Source organism: Phaeobacter sp. G2 (genome assembly GCA_025163595.1).
Lineage (GTDB): Bacteria > Pseudomonadota > Alphaproteobacteria > Rhodobacterales > Rhodobacteraceae > Pseudophaeobacter.
The window spans coordinates 3,773,220-3,794,483 of the sequence record CP104100.1 but is presented as its reverse complement, the minus strand read 5'-3'; the positions used below and the strand labels follow the sequence as shown (position 1 = coordinate 3,794,483).

Annotated in this window: 20 protein-coding genes; 12 read left to right on the top strand and 8 right to left on the bottom strand. The window is 59.4% G+C overall.

Annotated elements, in window-relative coordinates; genetic code table 11:
- Position 1: 1 nt before the first annotated feature.
- The 4 genes from N1037_17990 to N1037_17975 are packed head-to-tail and all read right to left on the bottom strand — an operon-like array spanning position 2 to position 4,504.
- Positions 2-1,885, bottom strand: a complete 1,884-nt coding sequence (locus N1037_17990) for a VWA domain-containing protein (GenBank protein ID UWS79122.1) — start codon at positions 1,883-1,885, stop codon at positions 2-4.
- Between the two features lie 5 nt (positions 1,886-1,890).
- On the bottom strand, positions 1,891-2,685 hold the full coding sequence (locus N1037_17985) for a CbbQ/NirQ/NorQ/GpvN family protein (GenBank protein ID UWS79121.1): 795 nt from the start codon (positions 2,683-2,685) through the stop codon (positions 1,891-1,893).
- A gap of 3 nt (positions 2,686-2,688) precedes the next feature.
- Entirely contained in the window at positions 2,689-4,038 is a 1,350-nt protein-coding gene (locus tag N1037_17980) for a cbb3-type cytochrome c oxidase subunit I (GenBank protein UWS79120.1), read from the bottom strand.
- A gap of 13 nt (positions 4,039-4,051) precedes the next feature.
- Positions 4,052-4,504, bottom strand: coding sequence for a cytochrome c (locus N1037_17975; protein UWS79119.1), 453 nt, complete (start codon positions 4,502-4,504; stop codon positions 4,052-4,054).
- 120 nt (positions 4,505-4,624) lie between these two features.
- On the opposite strand from N1037_17975, the gene N1037_17970 reads away from it, so the two are divergent.
- Positions 4,625-4,837, top strand: a complete 213-nt coding sequence (locus tag N1037_17970) for a DUF1858 domain-containing protein (GenBank protein UWS79118.1) — start codon at positions 4,625-4,627, stop codon at positions 4,835-4,837.
- Positions 4,838-4,873: 36 nt separating this feature from the next.
- Here the strand turns inward: N1037_17970 and N1037_17965 are convergent, their stop codons facing one another.
- On the bottom strand, positions 4,874-5,581 hold the full coding sequence (locus N1037_17965) for a Crp/Fnr family transcriptional regulator (protein UWS79117.1): 708 nt from the start codon (positions 5,579-5,581) through the stop codon (positions 4,874-4,876).
- A 167-nt stretch (positions 5,582-5,748) separates the two neighbouring features.
- On the opposite strand from N1037_17965, the gene N1037_17960 reads away from it, so the two are divergent.
- Genes N1037_17960 through N1037_17950 form a run of 3 tightly spaced genes read left to right on the top strand, consistent with a single transcriptional unit; the run spans position 5,749 to position 8,247 of the window.
- Positions 5,749-6,180: a pseudoazurin gene (locus N1037_17960; protein UWS79116.1), complete on the top strand. Its 432-nt coding sequence runs from the start codon at positions 5,749-5,751 to the stop codon at positions 6,178-6,180.
- A 60-nt stretch (positions 6,181-6,240) separates the two neighbouring features.
- Entirely contained in the window at positions 6,241-7,467 is a 1,227-nt protein-coding gene (gene nirK, locus N1037_17955) for a copper-containing nitrite reductase (GenBank protein UWS79115.1), read from the top strand.
- Positions 7,468-7,491: 24 nt separating this feature from the next.
- The gene (locus N1037_17950; GenBank protein UWS79114.1) at positions 7,492-8,247 is read left to right on the top strand and encodes a formylglycine-generating enzyme family protein; all 756 of its coding nucleotides are present in this window, start codon (positions 7,492-7,494) and stop codon (positions 8,245-8,247) included.
- Positions 8,248-8,530: 283 nt separating this feature from the next.
- Here N1037_17950 and N1037_17945 read toward each other — a convergent pair whose 3' ends face one another.
- A complete protein-coding gene (locus tag N1037_17945) occupies positions 8,531-9,505 on the bottom strand; it encodes a hypothetical protein (protein ID UWS79113.1) in 975 nt (324 codons plus the stop codon).
- Positions 9,506-9,570: 65 nt separating this feature from the next.
- Positions 9,571-10,029, bottom strand: coding sequence for a hypothetical protein (locus tag N1037_17940; protein UWS79112.1), 459 nt, complete (start codon positions 10,027-10,029; stop codon positions 9,571-9,573).
- Positions 10,030-10,273: 244 nt separating this feature from the next.
- Here N1037_17940 and N1037_17935 point away from each other — a divergent pair, with 244 nt between their 5' ends.
- The 7 genes from N1037_17935 to N1037_17905 all read left to right on the top strand — a co-directional run bounded on the left by N1037_17935 (position 10,274) and on the right by N1037_17905 (position 17,168).
- Positions 10,274-10,885, top strand: coding sequence for a hypothetical protein (locus tag N1037_17935; protein ID UWS79111.1), 612 nt, complete (start codon positions 10,274-10,276; stop codon positions 10,883-10,885).
- A gap of 184 nt (positions 10,886-11,069) precedes the next feature.
- A complete protein-coding gene (locus tag N1037_17930; protein UWS79110.1) occupies positions 11,070-11,981 on the top strand; it encodes an MBL fold metallo-hydrolase in 912 nt (303 codons plus the stop codon).
- A 196-nt stretch (positions 11,982-12,177) separates the two neighbouring features.
- Positions 12,178-12,549, top strand: a complete 372-nt coding sequence (locus N1037_17925) for a glutaredoxin (GenBank protein UWS79109.1) — start codon at positions 12,178-12,180, stop codon at positions 12,547-12,549.
- 351 nt (positions 12,550-12,900) lie between these two features.
- Entirely contained in the window at positions 12,901-14,352 is a 1,452-nt protein-coding gene (locus tag N1037_17920; protein UWS79108.1) for a methyl-accepting chemotaxis protein, read from the top strand.
- A 292-nt stretch (positions 14,353-14,644) separates the two neighbouring features.
- Positions 14,645-15,340, top strand: coding sequence for an allophanate hydrolase subunit 1 (locus tag N1037_17915; protein UWS81398.1), 696 nt, complete (start codon positions 14,645-14,647; stop codon positions 15,338-15,340).
- Complete coding sequence (locus N1037_17910; protein UWS79107.1) at positions 15,337-16,368, top strand: urea amidolyase; 1,032 nt, start codon at positions 15,337-15,339, stop codon at positions 16,366-16,368. Before N1037_17915 ends, N1037_17910 begins: the two co-directional genes overlap by 4 nt.
- Complete coding sequence (locus tag N1037_17905) at positions 16,365-17,168, top strand: 5-oxoprolinase subunit PxpA (GenBank protein UWS79106.1); 804 nt, start codon at positions 16,365-16,367, stop codon at positions 17,166-17,168. Before N1037_17910 ends, N1037_17905 begins: the two co-directional genes overlap by 4 nt.
- A 15-nt stretch (positions 17,169-17,183) precedes the next feature.
- On the opposite strand, the gene N1037_17900 is transcribed toward N1037_17905, so the two are convergent.
- Positions 17,184-17,972, bottom strand: a complete 789-nt coding sequence (locus N1037_17900) for a helix-turn-helix transcriptional regulator (GenBank protein ID UWS79105.1) — start codon at positions 17,970-17,972, stop codon at positions 17,184-17,186.
- A gap of 77 nt (positions 17,973-18,049) precedes the next feature.
- Here N1037_17900 and N1037_17895 point away from each other — a divergent pair, with 77 nt between their 5' ends.
- Complete coding sequence (locus N1037_17895; GenBank protein UWS79104.1) at positions 18,050-21,259, top strand: 2Fe-2S iron-sulfur cluster-binding protein; 3,210 nt, start codon at positions 18,050-18,052, stop codon at positions 21,257-21,259.
- Positions 21,260-21,264 lie beyond the last annotated feature (5 nt).

Sequence of the window (21,264 nt, the reverse complement as noted above, 5' to 3'; positions counted from 1 at the left end):
GTCAGGTCTCCTGTGTCAGGGTGCGGTAGATGTCCGGCAGCGCCTTGGTCAGGCGTTCCGGGTTGGGCAAAAGGGTAAAGCCACCACGCCCAAAGATACGGGCAAACCAGTCCTGCCCGTCTTCGTCGATGATGATGCCATGCAGGCTTTGCCCCGCATTGCGGGCTTCGCGTACAGCCATGTGGCTATCCTCAATACCGTGCTGGCCTTCGTAGTGATCAAGGTCATTGGGTTTTCCATCGGTCAGCACAATCAACAGCTTACGCGCCGACGGTTCCTCGGCCAGTTGTGCGCTGACATGGCGAATTGCCGTGCCAAGGCGGGTGTAATGCCCGGGTTTCAATGCGCCGATATTGGCGGTGATGTCAGGGGACATCGGGGCCTCAAAGCCCTTGCAACGCGTCAGAAATACCCGGTCGCGACGCAGCGAGGAGAAGCCCCAGATGCCCAGCCGGTCGCCCGCCGCGTCAATGCCACCCGCAAGGGCTGCCATCGCTTCGCGCGCCACTGCGATCACCGAAGTGTCGCCAATCGCCGCCTCAGTCGATCGCGAGGTGTCGATGAGGAAGGCCACCGACAGATCGCGCTCGGTCTGGCGTGCGGACTGCCATATGCGATCCGAGCCGCGCCCAGTTGCCAGCAGGTCGGCACGCGCGGTCAGCAGCGCGTCGAGGTCCAGCTCGGTTCCATCCACCTGACGGGGTTGTAGAACGCGACGTGGGCGCAGGGCCTCGAACTGGCGGCGTACTTCACGCATCCTTCGCTCATTGGGGGCAAAAATCGTATTCCCTGGTTGCGCAGGTGCGTCCAGAACCCGGCAGTGATCTGGCATGTAGCTGCGCGACCTGTGGTTCCATTCTGGGTATGTGTGCTCGCCGGCCAACGCCTCGTGATCGGCATCGGCGGGGGACAGATCGAGATGCAAACGCAGGCGGGTGGCTGCCTTGCGATCCTGTTTGGACAGCGTGATCTCATCCTGATCGTCGGCGGCTTTTTGAGCGTTTTCATCATCGTCATCATCCACACTGCGGTTGATGTTCATCGATTCAACCCAGGACAGGATCGATTCAAAGCGGTGGATGATGAAGCTGTCCTTGCGGTTGTTCTGCTCCTGATCCTTGCGATTGCCCAGCTTGCGCGCCGTGTGTGCTGCATTGGGCGGAGGTGCCGCAGCAGCAGCCTGTTCTTCCTCGGCCGCCGCGCCAGAGCCGGGTCGTACAAAGCGCAGCCAGATCGGGACAGGTGCGATTGGCATATAGCGGTGCGATGCAGGTTCACGTGTCAGAACCGGCGACCCGCCGCAAAGCTGATCGCGAATGGCAGCTTCCAGCGCGGCCTCTTGTGAGGGGCGCAAAACGTCTGGCCGGGCAGCGACACAGGCTTTTGCCATCTTGGTATAGGCCTGCCGCAATCCGGGGCAGGCCGCATAAGCGGCATCCGCAGCACCGGCATTTGCCCGGATTTGCGCGCAATCCTGCGCTGGCCCGTCTGGCGAAAGATCTAGCCCGGAGACATCCGTCAGCGCCGCCAGCGCGGTGAGCCAGAAATACGCAGCCCGGTTCAGCGCGGGATCGGGAAACGCTGCGATGAATGGGGGCAAGGCAAGCCTTTCGCCATCAAAGCGTGCCACCCATTCATGGTCACGGTCCGCCCCCAGCTTGCGCCGTATGGGCTGACGATGCTTGACCAGCGTGGCCGCCGCCTCGGACAGGTCCACCCCCGGCGCACCGCCAAGGGATCGAAACAGCACCGCGAGGCTGGGCCGGACCGAGGCCAGCGAGATGCTGGCCTCGGGATAGGACACCTCTGCTCCGATCCCGCTGGCCATATCGTGCCAGAGATTGCCAACGGTTTCTTCGGGCTCCATGAGGTCAAGCAGGTGCATGGGTCTTATCCGTAAATGGTCGAGACGAGATCGCGCAGCGCCTGCTGCACATCGGGTTCATCGCTCAGGGGTTCGATCACTGCCGCTTCGAGCGCCTGATCCACGCCCATGCCACCGGCCATCAGCGTGGCGGCATAGATCAGCAGGCGGGTGGACACCCCTTCTTCGAGGTCTATGCCGGACAGCCTGCGGATATGCCCGGCCAACCGCACCAATGGCGCAACGCGCCCCGGTTCGAGCCGACTTTCGGCGGCGACTACAGCGACCTCTGTCTCGGCCGCGGGGAAGTCGAAGGACACCGACAGGAACCGTTGCCGTGTTGATGGCTTCAGTCGTTTCAGCACGTTCTGGTAGCCGGGGTTGTAGCTGGCGACGAGCATGAAGTCCTTGGGGGCGACCAGCTCTTCGCCCGTGCGGTCGATCATCAATGTGCGCCGCGTGTCGGTCAGAGGGTGCAGAACGACGGTGACGTCTTTACGCGCTTCCACCACCTCATCGAGGTAGCAGATGCCGCCTTCGCGCACCGCCCGGGTCAAAGGTCCATCGACCCAGACGGTCTCTCCGCCCTTCAGCAGGTAACGCCCGATCAGGTCGGCCGCTGACAGATCGTCATGGCAGGCGACCGTATAAAGCGGTTTGCCCATTTTTGCCGCCATGTGTTCGACAAAGCGCGTCTTGCCGCAGCCGGTCGGCCCCTTCAGAAGAAGGGGCAAACCGTTGTCATAGGCCGTCTGGAACAGATCGCATTCGCGGCCTGTTGCCTGATAGAACGGCAGGGGTGGGGTGACTTGCATGTTCATGGCTTACTCTCCCGGCACAGGGTTGGCAGAGCCGGGTGCGATGACCTCGGACTTGCGGACGACCAGCAGCGAATAGATGAACAGGATTGCCCCGATCACCACCGCAAGGCCTGCGCCCCACCGCATCAGGTAGAAGATCGACAGGCTTTCCTGCACCTCCATGTAGTAGTCACCGACCACCCGCTGCATGTGCGTCTGGATGGTGCCGGCAAAGGTCAGCACAAAGGTCATGAACGCCATCCCCCCGGTCATCAGCCAGAAGCTCGCCATATTGAGCACCTGATTATAGGGTGCGCGCTGCCGCAGCATCGGCATGGCATAGGTAAAGATCGCCAGGTTTAGGGCCACATAGGCGCCATAGAAGGCAAGGTGGCCGTGGGCTGCGGTGATCTGCGTGCCGTGGCTGTAGAAGTTCACCCCGTGCAAGGTGTGCAGGAAACCCCAGACACCCGCGCCGAAGAACGCGACGGTGGAGGACCCGAGCGACCACAGAAGCGCTGCCTTGTTCGGGTGGTTCTTGCGGCCTTTCCACACCATGACGAAGGCAAAGCTCATCATCAGGAAGAAGGGGATCACCTCGAAGGTGGAGAAAATCGAACCGACCCACTGCCAGTATCCCGGCAGACCGATCCAGTAGAAATGGTGCCCGGTGCCGAGGATGCCGCTGAACAGCGCGGTGGCAACGATGACGTAAAGCCATTTTTCCACCACTTCGCGGTCAACGCCGGTGAGCTTGAGCAGCAGGAAGGCCAGAATCGCGGCCATCACCAATTCCCAGGTCGCTTCGACCCAAAGGTGCACGACGAACCACCAGTACATTTTGTCCAGTGACAGGTTGTCAGGGTTGATGAAAGCAAACACCCACAGCAGCGACAGCAGCCATAGCCCCATCAGCAGCACGTTGGTGATTGCGGTCTTCTTGCCCGCCAGTACTGTCATTGACACGTTCAAAAGGAAGATCAGCGCGGCAACGAGAATGCCGAATTTGACCCATAGCGGTTGTTCGAGAAACTCACGCCCGCCGTGGATGCCGACAAGGTAGGAGCCGACCGCCCCAAGCGTGCCGACCAGAAGAATGATCAGCTGGATGTAGGCCAGCTTTGGTGACCAGATTTCGCGCTCGGATTCTTCGGGTATCAGGAAATAGGCCGCACCAAAGAAGCCCAGCAGCAGCCAGACAATCAGCGCGTTGGTGTGAATCATGCGGATCACGTTGAACGGCAGAAGCTCTGCCAGGAAGTTGGGCGAGACATAGACCCAGCCCGCCAGCAATCCGCCCAGCACCTGAATGCCGAACAGCGCCATCGCGGCCAGAAAGTACCAGTACGCCACACTTTGAGATTGATATTTCATTTGTATGCCCTCCTTATCCTGCGTCATTGGGCGGCCAGCCCTGCGTGTCTGTCTGGTCAGCCCACCGCAGGAATTCGGCGAGACCGCGGATGTCTTCGTCGGTCATTTCGTAGCGGGGCATCTGGCGACGGCCCTCGATGCCGCTGGGTTGCGCCTCGATCCATCCTTTGAGTATTTCGAAGGCACCTTCTGGATCATCCAGCACGCCCCAGCGGGTCATCACATTGCCGACCTCGGGGGCGAAATAGGCGCCCTCGCCATGCAGGCTGTGACAGTTGATGCAGGAGTTCCGCTCCCACACGTGTTTGCCGTGGATGACCTCTTCACTCAGCGGCATGCCCGCTGTCGACGTGGTCACCACGTATCGGTGCGACTGCACGGTCATCACCACAAAGACCACGACAAAGAAAATCGAGCCTCCGTAGAAGATGTTGCGCGCCCGCGATTTTGTTAGAAATTCAGCCATTTTACGGCCTCCTTGAACTCGGGATGGCCAGTTTTACGATCAAGGTTGGTGGCGAAGTTTGCGCCAGCGCAACGTTTGAAGCGATTGGAACAATAGAGTGCATTGTGAAAGGAGCACTCTATGCGTCACTCCAATCTCGACGATCCGGACCTGGCTTTGGCCGACCTGATGACCAAATGGCCGCAGACAATTCCCGTCTTTGTCCGGCACAAAATGCTGTGTGTCGGCTGTCTCGTCAGTCCATTCCACACCATTGCAGACGCCTGCGCGGAATATCATCTTGATGAAGAAGTGTTTCTTGCTGAATTGATAACGGCCGCCGGTCTGGCGTGATCCGGGATCGGTCTGTCCGTGCTCGGTCTGCCCGTGCTAGGTCTGACTGAGCACCACCAGCGCATGCGGATCACAGACCGTGATGCGCTTGCGCTTGCTTTGAACAAGCCCTTGCTTTTCCCATCCGCTTAGCAGGCGGCTGGCTGTATGCAGCGTGGTCGCCGTCAACTCGGACAAGTCCTGGCGCGTGATCGGAAAATCAATCTCGATCCCACCGTCCACCTTGCGCCCCGTCTGATTGATCAGCCGCAGAAGCGCATTTGCGACACGCTGCTCGACCTGCTGCGTGGCCATTTCCACGACACGGCTTTGGACTTCAGCAAGCCTGAAACCAAGCGTCTTGTAGGTTTCGGTCGCAAACCCGTCATAGTCAGCGATGAACCTGTCCCAAAGCCGCGTCGGCCAGCTCAGTACAATTGATTCCGTCGCGGATAGGGCCGTGGCAGGATAGGTATCGCGGCCAATGGCCTTGGCGATACCCATCAGCTGACCGGCCGGGATATGCAGGGCCGTCACTTGTTCACCTGTCGGCGTGATCCGAATGACCCGCACATATCCATCCAGCAGCATATAGAACCGTTCTGCCGGATGACCTTCTTCAAAGATCGCAGTTCCCGCATCGTATCGCCGTGCGGTGGCCAGATCGAGGATCGTGCGAATCTGACGTCGATCCAACCGCGAAAACGGAGGCAGATGCGTCAGCAGGCTTTCGTCAAGCCGCGGCAGGGTTTTTCGCAAAGGCATATTGTCCATGTCCTATGTCATGCCACACAACCCGATCCTGCGCCACATTGAGTTCACGACAATACGCGTCGCAAATCACCAAGTAGTTTGTGCCAGAGCAAATTGTCCTTGGTGCGATCCAGTAGTCTTCAGATCAAACGACATCACGATTTGAAAAGGAAACGACGATGATCCGCCAACTTGCAACAGGTCTTGCTCTTGCCACCCTAATGGGCAGCGCTGCGTTTGCTGAAACCATCGAGGTTCAGATGCTCAACAAGGGCAGCGATGGCGAACGCATGGTGTTTGAACCCGCCTTCGTTCAGGCGCAGCCGGGCGACACAATCAAATTCGTTGCCGCATCCCGCGGTCACAACGCCGAAACCGTTGACGGGATGATCCCCGAAGGTGCCGAAGGCTTTGCCGGCAAGATCAATAAAGAGATCGAGGTCACGCTCGAAACCGAAGGCTACTACGGCGTCATCTGCAAACCGCACTTCGCCATGGGCATGGTGATGACCATTGCCGTTGGCGACGCCGAAGTGCCCGCTGATTTTCTTGAAGGACGCATCCCGCGCAAAGCCAAGGAACGCTTTGAAGCGCAGCTCGCCAATTTCTAGCCATCTACCGGTGTTCGGGCACTGTGGCCCGACACCGCCAATCATTGTCAGGAGAAAGCTATGACCAAGTTCATCAACCCCGGCCTTATGAAAACAAGCCGCCGCAATATGCTGCGCGGAAGCGTGCTGGCCGGGGCGGCCGCAATGACAGGGGCCGGCGCCATGTCCGCACCGCGCGCGCCGCGCATGCCTCGGATGAGTGCCATCAACGCCGCGTCCGCTAAAATCTACACAGCTTCCGGTCAGCAAGAGGCTACCACAACCGCTAAGCCAACCGATCTGTCAGGCTATACCCGCGTCAAACAAGAGTTGGTCGCGCCTCCCTTTGCGCCGGTGCATGAGCAGGTTGCCACAGGCGGTCCAAAAATTATCGAAATTACTATGGAGACCGAGGAACGCCTGATGGTGGTGGATGAGGATACCGGCGCGTCGATCTGGGCGCTGACCTACAACGGCTCAGTGCCCGGCCCGCTCATCATCTGCCACGAAGGCGACATGATCGAACTGACCTTGCGCAACCCCGTTGACAGTATGATGGAGCACAACATCGACTTCCACGCGTCAACCGGCGCTTTGGGCGGCGGGGGTCTGACCCACGTCTTTCCTGGTGAAGAAACCGTGCTGCGCTGGAAAGCGACCAAGCCGGGCTGCTTTACCTATCACTGTGCCCCCGGCGGCGCGATGATCCCCTATCACGTGACCCACGGGATGAACGGCGCCGTCATGGTGCTGCCGCGCGACGGGCTTAAGGACAAGGACGGCAATCCGCTGCGCTATGACAGCATCGCCTACATCGGTGAACAGGATTATTACCTGCCGATGGACGAAAACGGTGACTACCGCCAATATGAAGTTGCCGGAGACGACTATTCGGACAGCCTTGAGGCCATGCGCAGCCTGATCCCGACCCATTCGGTGTTCAACGGCGCAGTGGGTGCCTTGACTGGCGAACACGCGCTAAAAGCCAATGTCGGCGAAACCGTTCTGATGATCCACAACCAGGCCAACCGGGACTCGCGGCCGCACCTGATCGGTGGCCACGGCAACTATGTCTGGGAATCGTCCTTCACCGACGATCCGCTGCAAGGCATGGAAACCTGGTTCGTGCGCGGCGGCAGCGCTGTGGCGGCAATGTACACTTTTGAGCAACCCGGGGTCTATGCCTACGTCAACCACAACCTGATCGAAGGCGTCATGCTGGGGGCAACCGCACACTTTGTCGTCGATGGTGAGTGGGACAATGAGCTGATGGAGCAGGTCATCGCTCCGCGCGAATTTACAACCTAAACACCGACAAAAAGGGAAACGATCATGCCTGCCGTCCAAAACCTCAGTTCCAATCTCAAGACGTCCCTTCGTTTTGCGGCATTCGGGGTTCTGGCGGCAGGTCTTGTCGGGGGCGTGCTCTGGCAGCGCGCCCCCGATGCCACATTTGTTCCTGTCATGTCCGATCGGCCTGTGATCCTGCCAGATGGCAGTGCCATGTATGTCCAACGTCACGAAGTCACCGTTGCCGAATGGAATATGTGCCATGCGGACAACGCGTGCTCAATTGCACTGCGCGCAAGACCCGATCAAGACCCAGCGATCACACCTGCTACAGGCCTCAGCTATGTTGACGTTCAGGAATATCTTTCTTGGGTCAACGAAGTTTCCGGTCAGACATTTCGTCTTCCCACCGCCATCGAATGGGATCACATGGCCGCGTCCGTTTTGCCAGATGCACCCGATCCAATCTTTACCGATCCTTCGCTGACATGGGCTTCTACATATCTGATAGAGGGCATCGCGCCCCGCGCGCTGAAACCGCAAGGCAGTTTTTCGACATCGCCGGAGGGCATTGTTGACCTTGACGGCAGTGTCTGGGAATGGACGCAAGAGTGCTATGCTGGCGCATCAGAGGGCGTGGACCCGGCCCGTTGCCCGGCGTTTATTGTCGGCGGTGAACACCTTGCGGCGATGTCCTATCTCATCCGCGACCCGGCGCGTGGAGGCTGCGCCGTTGGCACGCCCCCCGCGCATCTGGGCATGCGGCTTGTGGCAGACAGACCAATCAAAGGCCTGTGACGTGGTCCGGAAAAACCGGACAGCGTGCTAAGATATATTCAACCTTGAATGCAGGATAGGCAAAGGACCAAGAAAGGCCGTTTTCCAGATTAGTTTAAGGCCACGGTCGCGCCTGTGGCAGTGCGAGGTGAAAAGACGGCGGCAGGGATTGCAGCGAAGCACAGGGGGGCTTTGTTACCACAGGTTTTTGCATGCAAACCCTGACAGGCGACACAGGTGACGGCGTGAAAACGGCAGGCTATTGATGGTCGTGGCTGAACCATCCTGCGCCTGAACCGCAATTCTAGGGTGCAAGAGTTATGAAATTGATGCTTTCAACACGTTTGTCTGGCCCAAAGCCAATGGCGGCATACCAGTTTGCGATATCTTGCGGCGCTTCTGAACAAACGAGGGCGTTGTATCTCTCTGCCGTTGGGGCCTCACCACTCGGCACACGGCCCAATATCGCAATCACCTCTCCTCGCGTCAGTCCAACCCGCAGCCCTGATGGCATATCCCAGGCCGCATCCGTGGCCTGCATGGCAATCACCAGCCCATCAAGAACGTCGATATTGAGACCATGCGCTGTGATCCGTTCAAGCTCGCGGCCATCGGGAAGAAACACGCCGCTCGCTTCGGGTGATCCAAGTTTGGCAAGTGTCGCCACAGGATCCCCCATTGCGACACCGCCAAGCATGAATTCACTGCTCAGCAAGCACCCGCCGCTGGTGTCCGACAGCAAAATTGGCTCCTGCACCACGGCCTCCCGCAGCCATGTTTTTGAATCGTCGTCCCATACCAGGCCAGCAGCCACCTTGGCATCATAGAGCCCGCCGCCAAACCCATAGGTCACCGTGTCGGGGAGACATTCCAGCCTGCGCAGGCTTTGACCGTTCTGGGCAACGTCGATCCAGCCAAAGCGTCGCGGACCAAGCTGCATCTCCTCGTCGGAAAACGGCCGCTCAAATCCCCCGCCGATCTGATAGCTAAAAGCACCGTTGTAAAAAGTTACTGTCTCGCTGATAGCTTTCCCTAAGCCAGACCACGGCTCGAAATCCACATGCGCCACAGTGTCCGAAAGGGTTAAATCAGGGGCGCCGTCAATCGGTCCATAGCGATAGGTTGCGACCTGATCATCAAAGCAAACACGAACTTCGGTGTTGCGCCCTTTGATCTGGCAGGAGGTGAAGGCTTCCTGCCCCGCCGGGCAACCCGCCTGTGCCAGGCTCCCCAAAAGCGTGCTGCAAACGACAGCACAAACACTCAAATTCCGCCGCATAACCCTGGCGCTCCTATCATATTCAATATCAGGCCCATGGTTCGATACCCTGATTGCACTGGCCGCTATTGATCGGCCTGGCCGTCAATCAAGCCAAGATTTATTGCCGCTTGTCGCATTGCGTCAATGGCTTGCCACGATGGATTTGCCGCGCATATTGCCGATGTTTCATAATAGAAACCCGAGTCCAGAAGAGGCGTTGAAGACGATGTGGTAGAAAGGTCGGCGACTGTGAAGTGGTTGTCCTGCATAAACCGCTTGATCAAAACCGCATATGGCACAACGTCTTCGGAAGGCAATCCAAGGTCATCATGAAACGCACCTGTCCGGCGATAGTGGGCAATCTCGGCGTCATGGTAGTCAAAAATGACCTCCTCATGGCGCTGGCCTAGCGCGTGGCAGGTCAGTTTTATCAGCTCATCAGCAGTGAAGTGCTGTGGTTCATCTGCACTTACCCAAACGAAAGTTGCCAGCGCAGCGGCAGAGGCACATACACATAACCCTATTGCGAAAAATCTCTGCATAGAGCCACGTTGAATGCTTTGGGTCTGTTTGTCAAAACGTCGGTTCTCTTCAGTAGAGCTGACAGAATTCTGCGTTGATATTGAATAACAGATGGGGGCGAAGCTAAGATTGAGGGAGCAGACTGGATAACCGGCGATAGCGGTTGCGGCGCCAGGTGGTGAACAGGTCAGGCGGTGAACAGGTGATGGTCGTGAACTGCAGGAAGGGCTAGATTAGCTTGACCTGCCTATGGAGGAACGGGACATGAAACTTTTGGCGACAGCGGCAACGGGATTGCTGATGACTACGCAGGCATTTGCCGGTTCTTACGAGGTAAGATGTGAGACAAAATCGGTGCCGTATCAGGAAACCGTGAGAGGCGGGAGCCCAGAAAAAGTAATCGGCGGTGCGATTGTAGGCGGTGTGATCGGCAAGGTTGTGACCGACAAGAATGCCGGCGCTGCAGTCGGTGCGATCGTTGGCGGAGCCATCGCCAATGAAACCAGCAGGAATAGAGTCACCAAATATAGAGAGGTCGAGACCTGCACGAACGTGTTCATTCCGGAGCGCATCTCGGATGAAGCAACGCTGCAAAGTGCCCTGCTGGATCTGAACGAAGGCAAATCCGTCAGCAAAGAAATGATCATGGACGTACAGTATACGATTGGCGTCTCCTATGACGGCAAGTGGGGCCCGAAGTCTCAACTGGCTGCAGAGAAATACTTGGCCAATCTTGAGCCCGACGCGCCGTTGTATTCACTGGTGGTCAACGATGTGGTCATCGTCAGCTCAGCCGACGTCGGCGCAATTGATGAGATCAAGGAGGCGCTGCTTGAAGCTGGTGTTGCCTCGCAGATCTTTGTTGATTTGGAGTGACGGGCGGAGAGCAGCCGTTGTCTTCAGTCCCGCAGACGGCAGGTTTATCCCCATAGCCGCCCATCAGCATGGGTTTTGCGCTGTAAACCGGGGACAGGGTAGAATGCCGCATTTTGTTTTTGGAATGTGGTGACTAGGGTGCTTGGCAGATGCAGCTCTGCGTATAAGTGAAAGATGCCCTGCCATGATCCGTACCATTGTTACTGTCGCCGCGCTTGTTCTCCCCGGCTTTGCCTCCGGGCAGAGCCTTGACGTTCAGCCGGTAGTGCCGGGGATCTGGGCTATCGTTGGTCCAACTGCGCAGCGCAACCCGGACAATCACGCCAACAACGCAACCTTTGGTCTGGTCGAAACCGGTGCTGGCGCGGTTCTGGTTGATCCAGGCGGGTCCTGGGCGGGCGCAGAGGCACTGCACGGGGTGGTGCGTGGGCTCACTGATCAGCCGGTGAAATATGTGATCAACACTGGTGGGCAGGACCATCGCTGGCTTGGCAATGGCTATTGGCAGGCACAGGGCGCAACTGTCATCGCCTCAGAGGCGGCGGTCATGGATCACAAAGACCGGGCTTCGCTGCAGATGTCAGCCCTGACCCATTTCCTGGGGGACGGCCTTGAGGGCACAGAACCGTCCTTTGCCGATATCACCTTTGAAACCGAATACCAGTTGGATCTGGGCCAGAAGAGCTTTGAGATCATGCACCGCGGCTCGGCCCATACTCTGGGTGACAGTTTTGTCTGGCTGCAAGATCAGGAGGTCATGTTCACAGGTGATATTGTCTATGTCGATCGCATGTTGGGGATCGGCCCGGCAGGGGATAGCGCCAGCTGGCTGGAGGCGTTTGATGCCATGGCGGCCTTTGGCGCCAAGCATATTGTGCCAGGCCATGGCAGAGCCACGGATATGGCACAGGCGCGGGCGGAAACCCGTGATTACCTGTCACATCTGCGCAGCGAGATCGGCAAAGTGATCGAGGCGGGCGGATCCATCGAGGAAGGGACCCATATTGACCAGTCTCAGTTCAGCTACCTAGAGGTTTTTGAGCAGATCTCTCGGAAAAACGCACAGAACGTCTACATGCAGATGGAATGGGAGTGAGGCCGCGACGCCTGCGCTGGCCGGCTAAACCCCTTCGAAATGGCCTCAAGGTGTCGGCGGAGTGTGGCCTGTTCCATGGTGAGCTCGGATTGCTCCTGTGCGCCTTGAGAGAAGTCAGGTAGCGAGTGGCCTATGTCCAGCGCAACAGAGCTGGAACGACCAAAGTCTCCACATAAACCACCTAAGAGAGTGCCCCATGCGTAACCTGCTAAACCCCGATGCCGTTCATCCTGCCATCGAAGAGATGATCAGCATCTACCACCAGGACACCGTGCAAGAGGTCATGGACGCGGTCTCTGGCAATGGGGTTGTCGTGGTGGGGATGAAATATAATCCTGTGGTGTCAAAAGCGCGCAAATCGCTGCAAGCGGCAGGCATTCCCTTCACCTATCTAGAATACGGCAGCTACACCGCGCAGTGGCACAGGCGACTGGCAATCAAGATGTGGTCGGGGTGGCCGACCTTTCCGATGATCTTTGTTGATCAGAGTCTTGTGGGTGGCAATGCCGAGCTGCAAGCGTTGATGAGTGATCCAAACCAGGACCTGCCGTCGTTGAAGCGCAGCTGAGGCCCTGTCCCGGGCGACCTTGGCCATTCGGGTCTTTGGGGGCGCAGGCCTGGACCCTTTGCAAGTTCACTTTCTCTGAAATTCCCCCTCATGGCTGGGGTGCTTTGTGCATGATTTTGGTGCAATTGCCGCGAGAACGCACAGGGGATGATCGGTGTGCTGCGCCTGGATTGGCCTTGGAGCTGAGCAATTTTGAGAGTGCAAAATAGGGGCGTGGCCAGTTATTTTTCCGTAAACATGACCTGACAGGGGCTGTTGCGCTGTGATTGATGACTAAAATTAAGACAAAAAAAGGACTTGGAATGTTAGTTACTTCGCAATTGGAGAATAAGTTAAGCGCGGAGTAGGGCATTGTTTTTTAATAAAAAGTCTCAAAAAGAGATCTCCGAAATTGAGACGGACAAAGTTATCGCAGGTTTGATCGACCGCACTCAGGCGACTATCCAGTTTGACCCTCAGGGCAAAATATTAACCGCGAACAAGAACTTCCTGACGGTCATGGGGTATGACTTGGAGGAAGTCCTTGGCAAGCATCACTCGATGTTTGTAGCCAAGGATTTTGTTGAAAGCCCAGACTATGCCGCTTTCTGGGAAAGGTTGGGTAAGGGCGAGGATATTACCGACCAATTCCCGCGATTGGCGAAGGATGGATCGGTAATCTGGATCCAGGCCACATATGCGTCCTGCCTCGGAGCTGATGGCACTCTGGAGCGGGTGGTGAAAGTTGCCAGTGATGTGACCGCGCGGCGTCGTGGCCTTGGGGTGATTGCCGAAGGGCTGGAGGCGTTGCGCGATGGCAACCTCATTCACCGGGTTGAGGTGTCGGATATTCCTGACATCGGACATCTCGGCAAGGCGTTCAATGACTCCGTTGAACAGCTGGAAGCCACGGTGACCAATGCCAAAACCGTCTCTGTTGGGGTGGGGCGGACGGCGGGTGAGATCAGCCAGTCCTCGAGTGATCTGTCACAGCGCACCGAAAGCCAGGCGGCAACATTGGAACAAACCGCTGCAGCGCTAGAGGAGCTGACCGCAACCGTGAAGTCCTCTGCTGATGGGGCAAAACGGGTTGAAGAAATTGTGGGCGAGGCGCAGACTGTTGCCACTCAGAGCGGGGTTGTGGTTGGCAAGGCAATTGAGGCCATGTCAAAGATTGAAGGCTCTTCTGATGAAATCGCCAAAATCATCACAGTCATTGATGACATTGCCTTTCAGACAAATCTGTTGGCGCTTAACGCCGGGGTCGAAGCCGCGCGCGCCGGGGAGGCCGGGCGTGGCTTTGCCGTTGTTGCCTCAGAGGTACGCGGACTGGCACAGCGCTCCGCCCAAGCCGCAGGCGAGATCAAAGATCTGATCGACCAGAGCCAACATCATGTGGGCAGTGGTGTTGGTTTGGTTGGAGAAACGGGCGCAGAGCTGGAGCGCATCATTGAAAGCGTTGGTACCATTACCGTGCATATCGGTGAAATCGCGCGCGGCGCAGCTGAACAGTCATCGGCGCTCTCGGAAATCAACACCGGCGTCACGCAAATGGATCAGGTGACGCAGCAGAACGCGGCCATGGTCGAAGAAACGACGGCTGTTAGCCTGACCCTGTCCAACGATGCCGGGCAATTGACCCAGCAATTGGCCGCCTTCAAGGTGAACGCTGAAAGCGGGTCAAACGTGGTGCAGATGCCTGCGGTGTCGGCTCAGCACAAGAACAGTTCATCGCCCGCAATGTTACACACAGGCACCGGGGCGCAGGTGGTCACTTCTGCGGCATCAGCACATGGGGAAACTCCGGGGTGGGATGATTTTTGATCCCGGCCGGCACTGCCCTTTCGGGGGCATTGACCCCGATACTTCTGGTCTGAAAACCCTATAAACGCAGCGGCCTGGATCTCCGGGCCGTTTGCGATTTCATGGGCTAGGTTATCATCTGGCACCAGCTGGTAGGAAAACCTATTGCGTTGCGCAAGCGCGTGCCTGCGGCAAAAGCAATATTGACACCAGCCAGAGCTGCCGCGACGGTGGCGCCACACTTTTCTGGGGGCATCAGGTGACACAAAACACGTCGCGTTTTCCGATCATTCGCACCGCTGGGCTGGAAGGTATGCTGGTGACTTTTTCAGATGCGCTGAGCGAGTCTTCCAACCGCGCTACCCTGGCCTTTGGTGAAGCGGTGAAGGCCAGCGCCTGGCCCGGGGTTGCGGAGGTGTCGACCTCGCTGGCCTCTGTTTTTCTGCGTTTTGACAGGACAGTGCTGCGCCATGAAGCCCTGCAAGATCTGCTTTGGGACCTGCTGAAACAACAGGACTGGCAACAGGCGCCCCTGCCGGCAGGGCGTCGTTTGTGGCGGGTGCCGACGGTGTTTGGCACCGATCTGGCGCCGCAATTGGCCGAAGCCGCCGATGCCGCCGGCATGAGCGAGACCCAGGCGATTGACAGCTTGGGCAGCGCGCGGGTGCGGGTTCTGACCATTGGATTTGCGCCGGGGCAGCCCTATCTGGGGCCTCTCGGGGCGGAGTGGAACCTGCCGCGCCAGACCGAGCTGACACCACAGGTGCCCGTTGGGGCGCTGGTGCTGGCGATCAGCCAGTTTGTGCTCTTTGCCACCACCGCGCCAACAGGCTGGCGTCACGTCGGTCAAACCGGGTTTCGTGGCTTTCAGCTGGGCAGGCCCGAACCCATCGCCCTGCGGCCCGGGGATGAGATGATTTTTACCCCGGTCACCAGATCCGACTATGATCGCTTCTGTGTGGAAGACAGCCATTTTGGTGGCGCCAGCCGCGAGGAGATCCCAGCATGAGTGCGCTCAAGGTTCTTCGCATTGGCCCGCTTGCCTTGATCCAGGATCAAGGGCGCCCGGGACAGTTGCAGCAGGGGGTTTCCCGCGGCGGGGCGGCTGATCTACTGGCCCTGGCCGAAGGCGCGGCCCTGTTGCGGCAGGATACCCACCTGGCGGCGCTGGAGATGGCCGGCATCGGCGGGCTGTTTGAGGCAACCGGCCCCCTGCGCATTGCCCTCACAGGGGCGCCGATGCAGGTGAGCCTTGATGGCGAAAGCCTTGCCTGGAATGCTTCGCACCAGATGTGGGCCGGGCAAAAGCTGGAGATCGGCGCCGCGCGCAAGGGACAATATGGCTATCTGCATCTGGGTGGTGGCATCGCCAGCGAGGTGCTGCTTGGCGCCCGCGCGGTGCATGTGATGTCTGGCCTGGGCAGCCCTGTTGCCGTGGGCGATGTGCTGCCCTGCGGTGAAGACCGTGGTCGCGAAGTCGGACTTGGGCTGGCAGCCGAGGATCGATTTCAGGGCGGGGCATTGCGGATTGTTGAGGGCTTTCAGTCCGACCTATTTGCCGCCGAGGTGCGGGCACGGTTTGCCGATACCGCTTTTAGGCGTGGCAGCCGGGCCAATCGGATGGGGGTCGAGATGACTTCTGACGGGGCGGGGTTCTCGGCTGCGGGGCAGCTCAATATTCTGTCTGAGGTGATCCTGCCGGGGGATGTACAGATGACCGGCGATGGCAAACCCTTTGTGCTGCTGCGCGAGGCGCAAACCACTGGGGGTTACCCACGGATTGGCACGGTTTTGCCCTGTGATCTGAGCAAGGTGGCCCAGGCCCAGGCCGGAACAGATTTGCAATTCACCTGGGTCACTCTGGACGAGGGGCTGGCGATCCAGGCCAAACAGGATGCTTTGGTGAAAGCGCTGCCTTCGGCCTGCAAGCCCTTATTGCGTGATCCGGCGATGATGCAGGATCTGCTTTCTTTTCAACTGGTCAGCGGGGTGGTCTCGGCAGAGGCGGACCCTTTTGAATCTGGAGACATCACATGAGCAACACTGACGTGGTCAATCTGAGCAAGGCAAAAACTGTCGATCTCAACGCGGATATGGGCGAAAGCTTTGGCCCCTGGACCATGGGCGACGACACCGCACTGCTGGATATTGTGACCTCAGCCAATATCGCCTGTGGTTTCCATGCGGGCGATGCAGATGTGATGGCTGCCACCATGGCGCTGGCCCGCGACAACGGCGTGGGTGTCGGGGCGCATCCTGGTTTCCCGGATCTGCAGGGCTTTGGCCGTCGCAAGATGCAGATGACCCCGGCCAGCCTGGGCAATATGGTGCGCTACCAGCTGGGTGCGGCACGGGGCATGGCGGCAGCACAAGGCGCCCAGGTGCGGCATTTGAAATTGCACGGGGCGCTGTCCAATATGGCCTGCGTTGATCACGCCATGGCGCGGGCCTGTTATGAGGCGGCGCTGGAAGTGGACCCGGATATCATCATCATGGTGCTGGCCGCCACCGCGATGGAGGACGTGGTGCGCGATCTGGGCTGCAACTGGTGTGGCGAGATCTTTGCTGATCGCGCCTATAACGATGACGGCACGCTGGTGGATCGCGCGTTGCCGGGGGCCGTGATCCATGATGCAGAACTGGCCGGGCCGCGTATCCTGCAAATGGTGCAGGAAGGCGCGATCATTACCGAAAGCGGCAAGCGCATTGCCACCTCGATTGATACCATCTGTCTGCATGGCGACACCGCCGAGGCGGTAGAGCTGGCAAAATCCGTGCGCAACAGTCTACAGGCCGGTGGCGTTGAGCTGGCGCAGTTCAAGGGCCGCAGCGGCTAGCGGAGGCCTCGGTCCTTACCCGATGGTATTGAGGATCAGGGTGGCAATCTGGGTCGAGGAATGAACCCCCAGCTTGCCATAGGCGCGGCGACGCAGGGTGCGGATGGTGTTCTCGGAAACCCCCAGTTCCAGGGCGGTGCCGGCGACACTCAGCCCCTGCACGCCCAGATCGCAGACCTCGGCTTCACGCGGGGTGAGCGTGCCAAAGAGGCCGGCGTCCCGCTCACGTAGGGCAGAGGCGCGACCGCTGGCCGCCTGTCCGATGGCGGCTGACCCGACAATGCGATGGCGCAGCCCGATCAGCTCATGCGCCAGGGGCAGAACCTGTTGCAGGCGCTGCATGTCCTGACTGCTAAGCCAGCCGGATTTTTCGCCCCGCAAAAAGAAAGACTGGAACCCCACGCGGTCGTTCAGGGAGGAGACCGTGACCCGTTCGATCACCTGATCGCGGGCATAGATCGGGCTGATCGGATCATCCGGGCTAGGGCGCCAGCGCTCGATCACCAGACCGCCGCCCTCGGCGGCATGGATCCGTTGCAGAATGCTTTGCATCAGGCGCTCGTTTTTCAGGATCGTGCTGGCATTGCGGTTGAACCAATAGCCGCTCATCTCTCCGGCCCAGATCGATAGCACCGGCGCTGGGCGGGACATGTCCGGGACATAAAAGGTGCCAAAATTGGCGATCTCGGCCGCGGTGCGAATGTAGCCTAGCAGATGGCGGGCAAAATCCGGCCGCACAACAGCGGCGGCAAGCTCGGCAACACCATCACGGGGGAGGGGCCTGGGCGGAAATATGTCACTCATTCGGGTGACAGACTGGAGCAGTGACTGTGGAATAGTCAAGTTTCTTTCACCGATCCCAGCTGCGAGGCCCGGCCACCATGACCAAGATCTTTTCAACCCGGCAGCGGCCAATGCATATGGGTCCCTTCCCGATGGAGCGGCTGGTGCGCGGGCCGATGCCGGATCTTGCGGCCGTGCCAGTCGCGCAGCCGCTGGAGTTCCGCCGTCCCACGGCACCTGCCTCGATCGTCAATGCGATGGGCGACTATCAGGCGATGATGGATGCGATCCGCGATGGGTTGGTGAACAAGGCGCAGGCGGCCTGCCCAAGCGATCCACAGGCGCGTGCAGAGCATATCAAGGCCTTTGGCTATTTTTCCGATGCTTCCATGGTGGGGATCGGCCCGGTACCGACGTCGGCACGGCTGGCGCAGTCCTATCGCAATCCGGATATTGACCGGCTGTCGGAGGATCTGAAAACCCGCCAGACCAAGACACTGGCGGCGGGCATTGATCACATCATGGCCGATCTCAAAGAAGCGATGCATGCGCCGCCCACCACCATTGGCGATCACAAGCACGCCATTGTTTTTCTCTATGACATGCCGCGTGATCCGCGCCTGGATGAGGAAGGCGCCGAGTGGATCCAGGATGCCGAGCAGCATCGCGCCTGTCTGCGCGCCAGCGAAACGGCTGTTGTGCTGGCCAATTACATCCGGCTGTTGGGCTGGGATGCCAAGGCCCATACTGGCACCTCATCGGATGTGGATCTCAACCAGCTGGCGGTGGCCGCTGGGCTGGTCGCGGTGCAGGAGGGGCGCCTGGTCAGCCCCTATCTGGGGGAGCGCTTTGGTCTGGCGGTGGTGACGACCGATTTTGACCTGGCGATGGACCAGCCTTTGCTGCCGCTGGATCAACAGCCGATCATGCAGGTCAAGGGGCCAAAATGGTGGCTCGGACTGGGCTCGCAGCGCTCTGCCCTGAATGGCGATCCCTTCGGGGCGCGCGAATTCAAGGATGGCCCGCACCCCTTTGAAACGCTGAAAAGGGTGAAGGATCCTACCACCTATATAGATGAACCCAATGTGGCGCGGGTGCCAAAACGCACAGATATGTTTGCCCGCAGCCAGTTTGGCGATATGGGCAAGGGAAACCAGGTGGCGGCGACGGGCGGCTTTTATGTGCGCAAGGCAGCGCCCTCCATGGCGCAGCGCCGAATGCTGGGCGCCTTTGTGCTGTTGCAGGATGGCTCCCCCGCCAAGGGCCCGCGCCCCAGTGATGCGGCGCGCAATGCGGCCAATATCAAAGCCGCCAGCTACTGGCTGGGCATTGATGCGGTTGGCATCAGCCGCTGCCCGGACTGGACCTGGTACAGCCATGATGCGACGGGCGCCGAGATTCACCCGGAACACGATCAGGCAATCAGTATGATTGTCGATCAGGGCTTTGACACCACCGAGGGCACTTCGGGGGATGATTGGATCGCGGTGGCCCAGTCGATGCGGGCCTATCTGCGGTTCTCGCTGCTTGGTGGCGTTATTGCCCGCCAGATCCGCAACTTGGGCTACAAGGCCAAGGCCCATACGGTGATGGATGGCGAGGTGCTGCAGCCACCCTTGCTGCTGCTCTCGGGCCTGGGAGAGGTCAGCCGGATTGGTGAAGTCATCCTCAACCCCTTTCTGGGGCCAAGGTTGAAATCCGGGGTGGTGACCACCGATATGCCAATGGCCCATGATGCGCCGATTGACTTTGGCCTGCAGAAATTCTGCGAAGCCTGCAACAAATGCGCCCGTGAATGCCCCTCAGGGGCGATCACCGCCGGACCCAAGCTGATGTTCAACGGCTATGAGATCTGGAAATCGGACAGCCAGAAATGCACCACCTACCGGATTACCACCCCGGGCGGCGCCATGTGTGGGCGCTGCATGAAGACCTGTCCCTGGAATCTGGAGGGCATCTTTGCCGAGCGCCCGTTTCGATGGGCGGCGATGAACATCCCCCAGGCCGCGCCGGTGCTGGCCAAGCTCGACGATGCGCTGGGCAATGGCGAGATGAACCCGGCCAAGAAATGGTGGTGGGATCTGGAGATGCAAGAGGACGGAGGCTACCGCCCGACGCGCCATCCGGTGAATGCGCGCGCCCTGCAAAAGGATCTGGATCTGAAGTACGAAGACCAAACACTGGCGGTCTACCCGGCGCATCTGGCACCGCACCCCTGGCCCTATCCCTTCCCGATGGACCGCGAAGCCGGGATCGAAGCCTACCAGCAGATGATCACAGTGGAGGAGTACAAGTCGCGCCGCGCCAAGGGGGAGACCGGCGCCTGGGATCACCGCTACAGCAATGATGTGGACAGCCCGGTGCTGGGCGTGCGGGTGTCGCGGGTCCAGGCCATGGGCCCGGATATAACCAAATACGAATTTCAAAGCCTGGACGGCTCCCCCTTGCCGGAATGGACGGCGGGGGCCCATCTCGACATCGTGGTGGCGCCGGAATATCTGCGCCAGTATTCCATGTCGGGCGATCCGGCGGACCGCTCCACATACCAGATCGGGGTGCTGCGCGAGGATGCCGGGCGCGGCGGCTCGCTGCTGTTGCACCGGATCTTTGCCGAGGGGCGCAAGATCTTCATCTCCAAGCCGATCAATCACTTCCCACTCACCGAGGGCGCGGCAAAATCCTACCTCATGGGCGGCGGCATCGGGGTGACACCGATGATCGCCATGGCGCACCGGCTGCATGCGCTGGGCCAGGCGTTCGAGCTGCACTACTCGATCTCAAACCGCGCGGCGGCGGGCTATCTGCAGGATCTTGCACAGGCGCCTTGGTCCGACAGGGTGCATATCCATGTCTCGGCGGAGGGCACGCGGGCCGATCTGGATCGGCTGCTGGCGGGCTACGGGCCCGGCCAGCACGTCTACACCTGCGGGCCGGATCGCTACATGGAGGCGGTGATGCAGGCCGCCGAGCGGCAGGGCTTTCCCGAGGAGGCGCGTCACCTGGAGTATTTCTCGGTGCCAGAGCTGCCGGAGTATGAAAACCACGCCTTCACCCTCAAACTGGCCCGGTCGGGCAGGGTGCTTGAGGTGCCTGCGAGCAAGACCGCAACAGATGTCCTGCTGGAAAACGGCGTTCATATTGATGTGAAATGTTCGGACGGCATTTGCGGCGTGTGCAAATGTGGCCTGCTGTCCGGGGAGGTCGAACACCGCGACTTTGTGCTGTCCAAAGCACAGCGCAAAGAGGCTGTGGTCCTGTGCCAGTCACGGGCCGCCCAAAAGGATGGCACTATTGAGGTGGACCTGTAAGGGCG